Source organism: Shewanella sp. SM21 (genome assembly GCF_025654335.1).
Lineage (GTDB): Bacteria > Pseudomonadota > Gammaproteobacteria > Enterobacterales > Shewanellaceae > Shewanella > Shewanella oncorhynchi.
Window position 1 is genome coordinate 129,968 of the sequence record NZ_JAKKRL010000009.1, and the last position, 15,093, is coordinate 145,060.

The following is a 15,093-nucleotide window of genomic DNA, read 5'->3' on the forward strand; positions in this document are numbered from 1 at the left end:
GCTTACTGGTTAAATGAACAAAACAAGGAGCACAATTTGCAAACACCGCAGCTGCAGCATTTTTATATTTCTGAAGAGCAATCCATTTACTTGCTCAAAGCCAATGATGCCCGTAAACACAAGGCGTGGATCCGCCTCTGTAAACAACAGCTGAGCAAATTAGGTTATACCGATATCGAATTGGTCGGCAAAGGCGCCTACGGTTTCGTGTTTGCGGGTATCAATCAAGCTGGCGATGCCCATGTGTTTAAGTTTTCACGGATTAATCTGCCACAACACATTCAAGATCGGCTCGAAGAAGAAGCCTTTATGCTCTCCTTACTCAAGCACCCTAATGTGCCGGGGGCGATCAAATTTGAGCGAGTAGGTAAGCAGGGAATACTCGTGATGGAACGGGCAAAAGGGGAAGATCTCGACCAACTTTGCCGCCGCATGGGCGCCTTACCTACCGCTATGGTCATGAGCATCGCCCGCCAACTCGCCGATATCTTGTATTACCTGCGCACGGGCAAGCCTTTAGTGCACGGCGATATCAAACCTTCTAATCTGGTTTACGATATTGAACAACAACACTTATCGTTAATCGATTGGGGCTCAGCGGTATTTGCGCAGCGGGATGAACATAACAAACCCGTCGAAGACAATGTGATGGCGTTAATGTCTAGCGATCAACAACATACCAACGCCCGCATGGGTGATGTGTACTTTATCGGCGAAGAGCAACTCAATGGAGCACTCTCCAGCCCGCGCTTTGACGAGCAAGGAGTTGCCGCGACTCTGTATGCCCTCGCCTCTGGGCAAGCAAGCCGCTTCGGTGCACAGGTGATCTCGCCCACCAGCATTGGCTTACCGATAGAATTAGCCCGTACCTTAGAAGGCATGCTCAGCACTGATCCGCAGCAGCGCAACATTGCCGGCGATTACTTTTTAAAAAGTATGCGCCACAGCCACAGACTACATTTACCTGAACTGCCCAAAGCTGATTTACAGGGGGAAATTCCTGTATGGGTACAATCCCGCGACAAAGATGTTGAAACCGTCAGCTACAGTTCGCGTAAATCCTTTTTAAAGGAGCACAACGCCCAAGATCCCATCGCTAAGATGGATGATATTCAGCTCGAAAAATATTATCGTAACTTCCTCGCTGGCATGGGCGATACCGAAAAAGGCTTTATCGCCGCAGTGGGTCGTTTAGCGCAATATCCGATCGTGGGTGGTCTGGCTATTCATTGGCAGGAAACCGGCGTGTTTATCGACTCCAATCTTGCGATTTACGATGCAAAACAAAAAAGTGCGTTAATCATTGCAGTCAACAATATGGTGGATCTCGCGCGGGGAATTAAACGTATAGGGGTATTTAAAGCCTGTTTCTTTAACGCCAAAGACACACTGCATATCGAACGAGCTGACACCAGCGAGCCTTTTGTCGCCAGTGCCGCACTGCAGTTGCCCTTCGAAGTCGGTGACGTACCCACCTTAGAAGATAAGTCGCGGTTACATTCTTATTTTGAAGACGGTAAAGATCCCGATGAGAACCTCGAATTGCCGGTGGAGATCATGGAGGAATTAGCCCGCATCAACCAAATTCACCACACAGGCTGCATCATTTTTGAGGCGCTGCCGAATCACTTAAAAATTCACAGTTACTTGAAGCTGCTCAATCCGCGTAAGCAAGCGGCGTTTCGCGCAAGTCTCGATCGCATCTTGCATCATGTCGGAAAAATCCAAGGTCACGGCGTATCGGGCTTTATGAAACTGCCCTACAAAAACACCCGCCGCTTTACTCATCTAGAGCGTAAAGCTGATCACTTTTATCCGAAAAATCCAAAAGAAATAGGCGCCTAATGGCACCTATGTTCATCGGGTTAAATCGGTGATCCCGGCGGTAAGGTTAACGGCTTAGGAATAAGCTTAACCTTAGCATCGGTCAAACCCGCAGCAAGACCCTGTTGCAACCAAGTATAGTGCGCCGCAAGACTCACATTCGCTCGATTCGACTTCGCTTTCAATTGCTTAATCACAAACTGAGCGCGATCGTTGATCGCTGCCCTCACTTCTGGTGAGGTTTGAGGATCGTGCAGCGTTGCCAGCACTTCATCAATCACCACAGCGTTCACTCGCATCCATACGCCTTCGACCAGCGCGAGCTTATCCTCTTGATACAAGGTCGCCGCAAATAACTTATCCAGTAATGTCGTCACCGATAACTGCTCACTATCTGCCATGGATGCTTGGCTGATACGATTCAAGCGTTTAGGCATCAATAACAAGCTAACAGTATGACGGCTAAACACTTCAGCCATACCGAGAGGATCGTTAATTGCACCTAGACCTGAGTCGAAGGATTCCCGCGTAGCATGATAATTCCCCGCCTTTGGCACTAAACTGTCGAGCAAGGATTGCGGCACAGTTAAACTCGCCGCATCGAGCGTGTTAAGTAGCGCGTCTAAGCCCGTTAACTGCAACTGCGGCGCAATATAGCTCCAGCGGCTGCCTTCACCGATAGATTGATAGTTATAGTCAGTGCCACCAATAAACTTCGCGACCGCGTCGATTTGATAACGCGTCAGTAAATAAATTGGCGCAAAGGCATCGGCTAGCTCGCCCAATGGCTCATTGGGTAACAAGGCCGCACTGGAGAAATCCGCAATCGCCTTAGTGCGAATTTTATTTAACTTACCCAGCTGATCGATCGGATCGTCACCACTATCCCACAAACTGGCATAGGCCTGACTCCCATCCTTTTGGCGAGAATCGGCCTCACCAATATAGCGTAAGCCACGTTTCGCCACATCGGCCAGCAAGTCGACTTGCAGTGCTTGTTGGGTACGGGCATCACCTTGATCGCTATAACCATAGGCGATAGTAAAATCATCCCAAGGGCCAACACCTGTAGTGTAAGGTGCTGAAATATCAATATCATTGCCCTTTAGCTGGATTTTCGGATGGGGATAATCCATCACAGAGGAATCCTGATTAGTCGAAGCGGCAAAGTTATGATCGAGCCCTAACGTATGGCCAACTTCATGGGCAGCCAGTTGGCGAATACGTGCGAGCGACAAGGCAGTCGCCGCTTTCTCGGCCGCCACTCTATCCTGCCAGCCTGCGGTTAAGCCTTTAGCAATCAAGTAATCCTGACGCACACGCAAACTGCCGAGCGTGACTTGACCCTTGATGATTTCACCGGTGCGAGGATCGGTCAGTGCGGCGCCATAGGACCAACCCCGCGTCGCCCTGTGCACCCATTGGATCATGTTGTAGCGAATATCCTGCGGATCGGCATCTACAGGTAATAACTCAACTTTAAAGCCGTTGATAAATCCCGCCCGAGTAAAAGCCGTCTCCCACCAGCGCGCGCCATCGAGCAACGCCGACCGTATAGGTTCTGGCACGCCAGGATCGAGATAATAAGTAATAGGTTTAACGACTTCGCTTGGCGCTGGGCCTGGATGCACTTTCTGTAAACGGTGGCGCAGGATAAAACGCTGCACTAAAGGTTGGTTAAAGGGCGTGGCATAATCGCGATACTCATCGGACAAATAACCGCTCATAGGATGATAAGCCCGCGGCTGATAGTCGGTATCAGGCAGCTCAACAAAGGAATAACGCATCCGCACCGACATTAAGGTGCCATCGGGTGTTACCTGTGCGACCTGCGCGCCAGCAACATCGCCTTTGAACGTCAGTTGCACATCCACATCGGCGTTTTTCTCAAAGGATTTAATCCCTTTGGGTAAGATGACAGAACGGCTCAAATCGAGCTGATAATTGCCCTGCTCTGTTTGTTGCAATACGGAAGACACGCCGTGTAAATCATTGAGCACCAGATCGTTAATCGCTACCAAATCTGGCTTGCCCTCAATCACTTTGCCTTGCCATAACACAGAATCAGCAAAGGCTTCTTCAACCGCTCTTTGCTCGGCGGCATCAGAGGTATTCGCACGATATTGAGTATTGAGTTGCTTGAGTAAAACATAGGGACCTTGGCGCTCAAACTGCACCATACGGGTCTGACCCAGTTGGCCGCGATCGAGACCAATGTCGTTTGATCCTACGCCCTGTGGCAGGCTAGTAACTAAGATAAAAGGTTGATTTAAACGATTGACCTCAAGATATAACTCTCCCTCAGACTCCTCGTAATAGAGATTAAGAAACCCTTTCGCCTCTTGGCCCTGCTTAATGATCTTGGCGCTAGGCGCGGCTGCCGCGACCGTAACGGTGGGAAATCCTAACAGCGCTATAAATAAGGCTAAGGCTACACTTTGGGGTTTCATCTTTCCTCCTGATTCGGCTGGCTGCGTTATTTACCTTATAAGTCATTGGCATCTTTGATGACTGCTTATCTCAAGCGATTGATTTAAAGTAAATAACGCGAGGCCATCACTGGCCCCGAGCAAATAAATTAACGATTCTGATGCTGGTTCTTGTGTTTGATCCAGTGATTTAATGTTTCAAATAATTCGTTGAGCACTATGGGTTTAGTGATGTGGGCATTCATCCCCGCTGCTAAACTCTTTTCCCTGTCGCCCGACATGGCATGGGCTGTCATGGCAATGATAGGCAGTTCATCGGCACTAAAACGCTCACGCAATGCCCTTGCGGCCGTTAACCCGTCCATCACTGGCATTTGAATATCCATCAACACAGCATCAAACGGCCGCGAGTCGATGGTATCCAGCGCCACTTGACCATTGTCGGCCAGCACCACTTCGTAGCCAGCGCTCTTAAGGAGTTCAGTGGCCACTTGCTGGTTGATAAAGTTATCCTCCACCAGCAGCACTAAACCTGTGTGCTCCCCTTCCTCAACTTGAACTTCAACCATAGGCTGAACCACATTCAATCTCGGTTCATCGGCAAAGGCGGCAATGATCTCATCGAACAGACTCGATGCCTTGAAGGGTTTTTGCAGTACGGCAAACACATTGGCACTATCGACTTCATGCTGCAAGGGCTCTGCCGCATAGGCCGTCATCATGATAATCACAGGCCGTTTCGCTAAGCGGCCTTCGGCGACCATAGTATCTATGGCACTGACCACATCGCTACCGTCCATTTCTGGCATCATCCAGTCGAGCAATAACAGATCGATTGGTGCCCGCGACAGTTTGTAAAGCGCTTCGGCACCACTGGCGGCAGTGGCGACGTCGAAGTGGAAATCTCGCATCAAGGTCGAATAAATTTGCAGTGCCGTCGGGTTATCGTCAACGACTAAGGTGCGTAGACTATTAAGTTTTTCCGGCACGACCAAAGGCTCAATCTTAGCGGCTTCTGCAATTTCAAAACTGATGGTGAAGCTAAAGGTACTACCGACCCCAAGCTCACTCTGCACTTGCATCTTGCCGCCCATCATAGACACCAGATGCTTACTGATCGACAAACCTAAGCCAGTGCCACCGTATTTACGAGTGGTCGAACCGTCGGCTTGGGCGAAGGCATCAAACAGCTTATCCTGTTGATCTTTACCTATGCCGATCCCCGTATCGCGCACCCAGAACTTCAAGGTAATCCGATGATCCCGCTCGCCGACATCTTCACAGCCGAGCTCAATCTCGCCAGATTGGGTAAATTTCACCGCATTCGATAACAGGTTAATCAGCACTTGGCCTAAACGTAGCGGATCGCCCTTAAGAATGAGTCCCGCCGTCACAGGGGCATATAAGAGTAACTCGACGCCTTGTTCCTGTGCCTTAAGCGCATTGAGATCCAGAGCGTGATCGAGCACTTTATCCAGCGGGAATGGCACCCGCTCAAGCTCCAACTTACCCGCCTCAATTTTAGAGAAGTCGAGAATATCGTTGATGATCCTCAGCAGCGATTGTGCCGAGAAACCAGCTTTTTCGAGGTAATCTTTCTGCTGCGCCGTTAACGAGGTGCGCTGTGCCAACTGCAACATACCGATAATGGCGTTCATCGGCGTGCGGATCTCATGGCTCATGTTGGCCAAGAATTCACTCTTGTAGAGGTTAGCGAGTTCGGCGTCTTGCTTGGCTTCCAAAAGCGCCACTTCGTTACTCTTATGGCGGGTAATATCCTTATGGGTACCAAGCATACGTTTGGGCTGACCTTCGGCGGTGAACTCCACCACACGACCACGGGATAACACCCAGTGATAGCCGCCATTTTTACCTAACATACGGAATTCAATTTCGAAAGCACCGACGGGATCAGCAAGATACTGAGCACGGTATTCCTCGACGCGAATACGATCGTCGGGGTGGGATAATTCATCAATCGTCGATACTAAAGCTGGGAATTCATTGGTTTTATAACCCAGCATAGAATAATAGGCTGGGTTACAAATGATCTGTTCAGAGTCTAAATACCAGTCCCACAGGCCATCTTCCACCGCATCCATAGCTAAGTGATAACGCTCTTCGGACAGGCGTAATTGTTCGGCGGATTCGTATTCCCGCGTCACATCACGCCACACGGCAATCAATCCCTGCAGTTCGCCGCGGCGATTGTAGAAAGGCAGCTTAAGGGTATCGAGCAACACAGGTTTGCCCGCAAGCTCGACCTTTTCTTGGTAGCGCAGCGGCGTGCGATCTTTTAAGACTTGTTCGTCTTCGGCGCGGATACGTATGCCCATTTCAGGCGAGGTCAGATCCTCAGATGATAAACCTATCATCTCGCTCTCTGTGTAACCCAGCATGCGTTCAGCCGCCTTGTTACAACCTAAATAGTTGCCTTCTTTATCTTTAAAGACAATCGCTTCAGGAATCGAGTCAAGCAGGGATCGCAGTAGCGCATATTCGCGCTCACGCCGCTCTGTGGTGTCTTTTAAGCGTTCAGTACGCCGCGCCACTAGCTTATCGAGCCGCTTATTCTGCTCAGCCAGATGGTGGGTATATTGTTTGTTTTCCTCAAAAATCCGACTCACCAACAAGAACCAAGGCTCCCAGCCACGGGTGATTTTCTCCGGTGGTTTACGTGGCTCTTGGGAGCAACCTTCAAGGTGCGACAGTAATCGCGAGGCTGGACTCACAAAAGATCGACGCGTCTGCCAATGCACTATGGTCACCAACACCGACAGGGCGATAACCACTAAAATAAAGGTCAGCTGCAGTTTTTCCCACGAGTCTTGGAATAGGTCGTCTTCATCCTGCAAATACAGTAAACGCCAAGGCGCGTTATGCAGGGCAACCGAGTGGATGTAATAGCCGTTACGAATGATGCCGTCGTGGGCATCGAACAATTCCGACTCAGGTAAAGAATGCAGCTCAGAGGGAATACGTTGGCTGATGTGATAGACCCGATTGATATCTGAGCTATCAAAATCGCTGTGGGATAAAATATTGTTCTGTTGGTCGAGCAAAATCACTGTGCCCGGCATCTTAAAGTAAACCCGAATTTGCCGCGCTAACGAGGCAAGCGTCATGTCTAAGTTGATTGAGCCAATGAACTCATCATCCAAATAAATGGGCACACCTAAAGTGGTCAATAAGCCTTTGCCCGTGGAGTCAACATAGGCTTCACTCCAAAATACACTGCGCTGCGGATTCATTGCTGGGGTGGCGTATTGGAACTGTTTCTTGTTGAGTAATTCGTCCCTAAAACGTTGATCGTCATTCGACCAAGGGAAGTAGGACATGATCCTACGTTTCGACAGGTAATAAATCGCCGAGGCTTTCGGGGCGGCTTCTTTGGCGACGGGGAATGACAGTGACAGCTCAAACAACATCTCAAGCTCTTGATAGAACTTGTCGTCGCGGCCGTCGAGGGAACCCGCACCAGTAATCCTACCCATGTTGGTAAAGGGTTCACCGCTCTGGGCGTAGCTAGGTTCTAAGGTAAAATACTGGCCGCTTTCGTTGAATTTACCGTATTGGGGTAAGCGTTCTTTACGCACGAGTTCGCCCAAACGTAAATGATCCACAGCAACGTTGCGTAAGCTTTTTACCGCTCTAATGCTCGACTCAAGTAGCAAATCGATTTGCAATACATGGCGCTGAACCTGCTCTTCACGCTGTTCCATCTGCTGTGCTTTTTGGCGGTCGAAAAACATCCATGCGGTCAACAAAGACATGACGATAACGCCGATGTACGTATAAAAAACGGCACGGTTGTAGTTCTTCTGGATCGGCGATTTTAGTTGGAGATCCGGCTCACTCGATTTCATCCACTACCCTTGATTGCAGCGCTTAATTTCAGCCTACGGCGGCAAAAACTATGAGCTCCATATAGTAGCAGGAAGGAACTGCCAATCACATAAAATAATTGTCAGATAAAGCCTACTCATACCACTGATAAGTCGATTAAAAATCTACTACTCCATAAAATTAAGGCCTCCATATCTGAGGCCTTAGTCATTACCCTAAATTAAACCGACCTGCTTTACAGATGCTCTTCGGCGTATTCTGCTAAGCGTGAACGCACCACGCCATTCAGATACACGTTGGCACTGCCTTCAAAGTCTTTAAAACGTTCGACAATATAGGTTAAACCTGAGGTAACAGCAGTTAAGTAGTTAGAGTCGATTTGCGCTAAGTTACCACAACAAATCAGTTTTGTGCCTTCGCCCATACGGGTGATCATAGTTTTGATCTGCGAGGCAGTGAGGTTTTGGCATTCATCTAATAACACTATGGAGTTTTGGATCGACCGCCCGCGCATAAAGTTTATCGACTTAAACTGAATGTTAGCCTTCTCCATGATGTAGTTCATGCTGCCAGTGGGATTCACATCATTCTTATGCAGTACTTCGAGCGTATCAGTAATCGCGGCCAGCCACGGCATCATCTTCTCCTCTTCCGTGCCGGGCAAGAAGCCGATAGATTCGGCGATTTCAGGGGTGTTACGGGTGACGATCACTTTGTCGTAGCGATTACGCTCGACCACCAGTTCCAACGCCGCCGCCATGGCGAGCAAGGTTTTACCGCAACCCGCAGGGCCGGTTAAGATAACCAGATCGATATCGGGATCGAGCAGCGCCTGCAATGCCATGCCTTGATAGACGTTTTTAGGTTTAACACCCCATGCCTCGAGGTTTTTCACCCGCTCACGGCCTAAATCTAAAATATGTAAATGGGTGTCTGTGCGCTCGATAACACGACCGCAAAAATCAGACTCTGTGTCGATAAGATATTGGTTGATATAAAAATTATCATTTTCGAGGTCTTTGAGCGGTACTTCATACACTGTATGTCTACCGTGGCGCTCGGTGGAGACCTTGTTCAAGTGCTCCCAAAAATTACCTTCAAACTGGTAAAAGCCTTTACTGAGGAAGCGGATATCATCAATCAACTGGTCAGTTCGATAATCCTCAACCAATTGAATACCTGCACCTTTGGCTTTAAGGCGCATATTGATATCTTTGGTGACTAAGACAACGGTACGGGGATGATGTAGGTTTTGTAGATGTAGCGCGGTATTGATAATGCGATTGTCGTTTCCATCTCCAGGCAGTGCGCCTAAGGTAAAATCGACAAGGTGATCAGGGAAAATTGAGAGCGAACCGACGGCATCAGCATGACCCTCTCGGCTGGGTAAAGGGACGCCATTGATAATCTGCTCAGGGGTAGTTTCACCGCCTAGGGTATCTTCCAATGCCCTGATAGCAACCCGAGCATCACGACTCACATCACTCTTTCGATCTTTAATCTGGTCCAACTCTTCTAGCACTGTCATCGGAATGACCACATCGTGCTCTTTAAACGAATAGATCGCCAAAGGTTCATGTAGTAACACATTGGTATCCAGTACAAACAACTTTCTGTCGTCTTGTTCCATGGCGCCTCCAGAGTGCTTCATTAAAGTTTAAACACACTTTTGAGTCTCAATAAAAGTTACACGGCTCCTATTACTGGCTAAGCATATGGCAAAGAATGATCATAAGGTTCAAGTTGATAGCACTTTACTCGCACTTAAACCTTAAGTTGATATTGGCACCAAACTCACGAGATAACAATACAGCAACCATTGTTTACCTTACAGACTCGAAGCAGTGTATAACCGCGGATGTGACATTAGCGTGACAGTTTCATGTACTGACATGACAATTTTGTCGCTTGTACAATTTGTAATCTAGCACTCTGGGAATTAGGCTCTAACGGGTGAGAGGGCGATTTAAATATCACGAGTATTGGTATAACATACGCGCCCTTTGTTAGAGTCCGCCTAGAAATGAGAATTTAAGATGCCGTTCGCCTTAGGTCAACGTTGGATAAGTGATACCGAGTCAGAGCTTGGTTTAGGAACTGTGGTTCAAGTAGAAGGCCGTATGGTCACTGTATTATTCCCTGCCACGGGTGAGAACCGCATGTTCTCCCGAGCAGAAGCCCCTCTGACACGCGTTATATACAATCCCGGCGATTCGGTTGAAAGCCATGAAGGCTGGAGCCTTGCGGTCAGTGAATTGACCGAGAAAGACGGGATAGTGATCTATCACGGCATTCACAGTGAGACAGGCGAGCAAGCGACACTGCGTGAAACCCTGCTGAACCACAATATTCGTTTCAACAAACCCCAAGACCGTTTATTTGCTGGCCAAATCGATCGCCTCGACCGTTTTGGTGTGCGTTATCAATGCCAAATGTTGCGCCACAAACTGGCCTCATCGGATTTGCTGGGTCTGCAAGGTCCACGTGTTGGACTTATTCCGCATCAAATGTGGATTGCCCATGAAGTCGGCCGTCGCTATGCACCGCGTGTACTGTTAGCCGACGAAGTGGGTTTAGGTAAAACTATTGAAGCGGGTCTGATTATTCACCAACAACTGCTTACTGGCCGCGCCGAACGCATTCTGATTATCGTGCCCGATACTCTGCGCCATCAGTGGTTAGTGGAAATGCTGCGCCGCTTTAATCTGCGCTTTTCGGTATTCGATGAAGACCGTTGTGTAGAAGCCTATGCTGATCACGACAATCCTTTCTACACAGAACAATTAGTGATTTGTTCACTCGAATTACTGCGTAAGAAAAAACGTCTAGATCAAGCCCTAGATGCCGATTGGGATCTGTTAGTGGTTGACGAAGCGCACCACTTAGAATGGACCGAAGAAGCGCCAAGCCGCGCCTATCAAGTAGTTGAGGCATTAAGCGAAGTGATCCCAGGTGTTTTACTGTTAACCGCAACGCCGGATCAACTTGGCCATGAAAGTCACTTCGCCCGTTTGCGTCTGCTCGATCCGGATCGTTTCTACGATTACGATGCCTTCCTAGCCGAAGAAGACAGCTATAAAGACGTCGCCATTGCCGCCGAAGCGCTGGCTGGCAACGCTAAATTACCCGACGCCGCCATCAACAGCTTGACCGAATTACTGGGTGAAAAAGACATCAGCCCAAGTATTCGTTTAATCCAAGCCGACGGCATTAATGCCGAAGTACAGCAAGCCGCCCGCAGCGAATTACTGCAAGAATTACTCGACCGTCACGGTACTGGCCGCGTGTTATACCGCAACAGTCGCGCCTCGGTAAAAGGCTTCCCTAAGCGTTTCTTTAACGCTTATCCACACGCCATGCCAGATCAATATCAAACTGCCGCACGAGTCAGCGGCATGATGGGCGGACACAAGTCATTAGAGGCGAAAGCGGCGCAAGCCCTGAGTCCTGAAAAACTGTATCAAGAATTTGAAGATAACAGCGCCAGTTGGTGGAAGTTCGATCCCCGTGTGGATTGGTTAATTGAGTTCTTAAAATCACACCGCAGCAAAAAAGTGCTGATCATCGCCAGCCAAGCGGAAACCGCCCTGAGCTTAGAAGAGGCCCTGCGCACCCGCGAAGGTATTCAAGCAACAGTATTCCACGAAGGCATGTCGATTATCGAGCGCGATAAAGCCGGCGCTTACTTTGCCCAAGAGGAAGGCGGCGCACAGGCGTTGATCTGTTCTGAAATTGGTTCTGAAGGTCGTAACTTCCAGTTTGCCAGCCACTTAGTGCTGTTCGATCTGCCACTAAACCCCGATCTATTGGAACAGCGAATCGGTCGTTTAGACCGTATCGGCCAGAAAAATGATATCCAAATTCACTTGCCATACCTTGAAGATACCGCCCAAGAACGTTTGATGCAGTGGTATCACCAAGGGCTGAACGCCTTTGAACTCACTTGTCCGAGTGGTCATGTGCTTTACAGTGAATTTGCCGAAGATCTGCTAAACGTGCTTGTGGGTGATGACAGCGATGAGCTGACAAACCTGCTCAATCACACCCAGAGCCGTTATAAAGAACTCAAGCACGCCATGGAGCAAGGCCGCGACAAGCTGCTGGAAATCAACTCACACGGCGGCGAGAAGGCACTGGCAATCGTCAACCGCCTTGCCCAAAGTGACGGTGATACTCATTTAATCGGCTCAGTGATCCGTCTGTGGGATATTATCGGTGTTGATCAAGAAGATAAGGGTGAAAACTCGATTATTCTGCGCCCGAGTGAACACATGATGTTCCCAACTTACCCTGGCTTGCCAGAAGATGGCGTAACAGTGACCTTTGATCGTGACACAGCGTTATCACGCGATGATATTGCGCTGATCACCCAAGAGCATCCGCTGGTGCAAACGGGGCTCGATCTGATCACAGGTTCTGAAACTGGCACCACCAGCGTCGCAATTCTAAAGAATAAAGCCCTGCCAGCAGGTACCTTATTCTTAGAACTCATCTACATGGCCGATGCCTCAGCACCTAAGTCGAGCCAGTTGTACCGTTATTTACCGCCTACCCCCCTTCGCGTGTTGTTGGATAAAAACGGTAACGATCTATCGGCTAAAGTGGATTACGCCAGTTTCGATAAGCAATTAAGCGCAGTGAATCGTCACATTGGCGGCAAGTTAGTCACGGCATCTCAGCCTATTTTGCATCCGTTATTTGCTAAGGGTGAAGAATATGCTCAAGTGGTTGTCGATGAAATGGTCGCCCAAGCCAGAGAGAAAATGACTCAGCAACTGAGTGCAGAGCTTGATCGTTTAGAGTCACTTAAGGCTGTGAACCCCAATATCCGTGAGGATGAATTGGAATACCTGCGCAATCAGATGCAAGAGTTAAACACTTATCTAGATGCCAGCCAGTTACAACTCGATGCGATCCGTATGGTCCTCGTCAGCCACGTATAGACCCAAGCGGAACAGCAGGTTTCCATCAATTAGCCCAGCCTCAGCGTTGGGCTTTTTTGTGCCCTGTGGCTTTCGATTCCAAGTGGCCTCTTATTACAAGTGGCTTTTTATACTAAATGACAGGTGCAATTCTTTGGCGAGGAAAATTCACTTTTTGGTAATTGTTCAGGTTATACTCAAACACTGATGAATTTATGAGACTACACAGGTGGTTATCAATTCTATGCCGCGCATTCTTTCACTCCTCTTTTGCCTCATTCTCGGCATCACAACCATCGCTACCCACGCGGCAGACACGACAACAACTCCACCAACATCTGCGCCAGCCGAAATCAGTGCCAAAAAGTCGAATCACAGCTATCTACCCACAAATGAAATTAAACAAATCACGATTGATAATCAGCCCTACGATTTGTTAGTGCGACCATGGGAAGGTAAAAAGAAACTTGGTGCGGCGATAATCCTGCCCGCCACCAATGGTACCGCAGACGCGCCTGGATTGATGGCGTTTGTACGCCGCAATATCAATCCTGCCGGTTGGGCCAGCTTAAGTTTAACTCCGCCAACTGAAATGCCCGCAGCTAACTTTGCTACCGCCGCTACTGAAGTGACCTCGCCTGGCGCCGCGCAATTAAGCTCACCGTCCAACAAACCAAGCCCTAAAATCAAGCCCGAAGATAACAGCAAGCACCAGCAAGAGCAGGAAGATTTTCTCGTCAAAAGCATGTCGCAGTTAGATGCCGTCGGTGCAGATTATGCAGGAAAACGTATTTTGATCACCGCCGACCAAAGTGCAGGATTATTGATTAGCCTATTAAGCCAGAAGAAGATTGCCGATCCCGATGTGCTGATTGTCATCAATCCCTATCGAGAAGACGAACAGCGTAATCAAGCACTCGCAGAACAACTGGCAAAACTCACGCTGCCCATTTTAGATATTCAATCGCCAGACGGTCACCCAGCCTCATTAGAAACAGCCGACAATCGCAAAAAACTCGCGGTGACCTTAGAAAGCCCTAACTATCGCCAAACTACCCTAGCGCTCAATTTAGATAACGAGAGCGCATGGCAGAATTGCTTAAATGCGATTAAAGGCTTTTCTGCCCGAATGAGCGGCGCGCAGTAAAAACGGCGATTCAAGCTAATTCAGACAAAATAGCATTACCAACCCGATTGTCGATCCCGATAGGGTTTCTGCGGATCTTTCAGCTGACGCGTCGCCGCTATCTTGCTATTTTTGCCTAACAATAACCGAATCTGACTAATAGACTCGCGGCACAGCAGACTACGGATAGAAGCAGTCCAACTGCGATTAATGCTAAGTTTGATGGCCGCAGCAGCATCCGGTGAGGTTTGCATCAGTTGCCGCGCCAATTGCTCAGCGGCTTCCATGGGCGTCTCACTCACTTGTGTCACGAGTCCTAAGGCCAGCGCTTCATGACTCTCAAGCACTTTTGCCGTCAGGCTAAGTAACATGGCTTGATCCTTAGGCATAATTTGCCTTAATGCGACTAAACCCGCCATATCTGGCACGAGTCCCCATTTGGCTTCCATGATAGATAACTTACTGTCGTGGCTAGCAATACGCAGATCTGCGCCTAAAGCGATCTGCATACCGCCGCCATAGCAACAGCCCTCAAGCACAGCAATCACTGGCACAGGCAAGGTTTGCCAACCTAGTGACACCCGCTGTGCCAAATTCGCATTCCCCGGTAAACCCTTAAACAGTAACTTAACTGCATGCATCGGTGCCGACATCACGCTTTTGACATCAAGCCCTGAACTAAAATGCCCACCCGCTCCCGAGAGGATCACGGCTCGCACCGCACGATTGGATTTAATACTTTTAATCGCGCAGTCAAGCTCACTAAACATTAAATAGTTAATAGCATTCATTTTTTCAGGACGATTAAGCAACACGTAGGCGATGCCATCATCGATTTTAACTTGTACACTTTGGCCACTCATGAAATATTCCGTTACTGGTCAGTCCAGAATAAATGTTAACACGTTTGGCATAATTCACTAAAAGATATAACATGAGCCTGTTT

General features: G+C 48.7%; 7 protein-coding genes. 3 read left to right on the top strand and 4 right to left on the bottom strand.

Annotation, left to right across the window (positions count from 1 at the left end):
* Positions 1–36: 36 nt before the first annotated feature.
* Complete coding sequence (locus L5L94_RS13810; RefSeq protein WP_173247579.1) at positions 37–1,845, top strand: protein kinase domain-containing protein; 1,809 nt, start codon at positions 37–39, stop codon at positions 1,843–1,845.
* A 20-nt stretch (positions 1,846–1,865) separates the two neighbouring features.
* On the opposite strand, the gene L5L94_RS13815 is transcribed toward L5L94_RS13810, so the two are convergent.
* The 3 genes from L5L94_RS13815 to L5L94_RS13825 form a co-directional block, all read right to left on the bottom strand.
* Positions 1,866–4,274 carry a zinc-dependent metalloprotease gene (locus tag L5L94_RS13815; RefSeq protein WP_263163642.1) on the bottom strand — a complete coding sequence of 803 codons (2,409 nt, stop codon included), beginning with the start codon at positions 4,272–4,274 and terminating at the stop codon, positions 1,866–1,868.
* A gap of 128 nt (positions 4,275–4,402) precedes the next feature.
* Positions 4,403–8,119, bottom strand: a complete 3,717-nt coding sequence (locus L5L94_RS13820; protein WP_263163644.1) for a response regulator — start codon at positions 8,117–8,119, stop codon at positions 4,403–4,405.
* Between the two features lie 215 nt (positions 8,120–8,334).
* Entirely contained in the window at positions 8,335–9,729 is a 1,395-nt protein-coding gene (locus L5L94_RS13825) for a PhoH family protein (protein WP_263163646.1), read from the bottom strand.
* A gap of 406 nt (positions 9,730–10,135) precedes the next feature.
* Between L5L94_RS13825 and rapA the strand changes: the two genes are divergently transcribed.
* Positions 10,136–13,042, top strand: a complete 2,907-nt coding sequence (gene rapA, locus L5L94_RS13830) for an RNA polymerase-associated protein RapA (RefSeq protein WP_263163647.1) — start codon at positions 10,136–10,138, stop codon at positions 13,040–13,042.
* Between the two features lie 223 nt (positions 13,043–13,265).
* A complete protein-coding gene (locus tag L5L94_RS13835; protein ID WP_263163649.1) occupies positions 13,266–14,168 on the top strand; it encodes an alpha/beta hydrolase family protein in 903 nt (300 codons plus the stop codon).
* 35 nt (positions 14,169–14,203) lie between these two features.
* Here the strand turns inward: L5L94_RS13835 and L5L94_RS13840 are convergent, their stop codons facing one another.
* Entirely contained in the window at positions 14,204–15,010 is an 807-nt protein-coding gene (locus L5L94_RS13840; protein WP_173247591.1) for a crotonase/enoyl-CoA hydratase family protein, read from the bottom strand.
* Between the last annotated feature and the right edge of the window lie 83 nt (positions 15,011–15,093).

Excerpts from the sequence above, each read along its gene's own strand:
- L5L94_RS13840 (WP_173247591.1), bottom strand. The coding sequence starts at position 15,010 with ATGAGTGGCCAAAGTGTACAAGTTAAAATCGATGATGGCATCGCCTAC.
- L5L94_RS13835 (WP_263163649.1), top strand. The coding sequence starts at position 13,266 with ATGCCGCGCATTCTTTCACTCCTCTTTTGCCTCATTCTCGGCATCACA.
- L5L94_RS13825 (WP_263163646.1), bottom strand. The coding sequence starts at position 9,729 with ATGGAACAAGACGACAGAAAGTTGTTTGTACTGGATACCAATGTGTTA.
- L5L94_RS13815 (WP_263163642.1), bottom strand. The coding sequence starts at position 4,274 with ATGAAACCCCAAAGTGTAGCCTTAGCCTTATTTATAGCGCTGTTAGGA.
- L5L94_RS13820 (WP_263163644.1), bottom strand. The coding sequence starts at position 8,119 with ATGAAATCGAGTGAGCCGGATCTCCAACTAAAATCGCCGATCCAGAAG.
- rapA (WP_263163647.1), top strand. The coding sequence starts at position 10,136 with ATGCCGTTCGCCTTAGGTCAACGTTGGATAAGTGATACCGAGTCAGAG.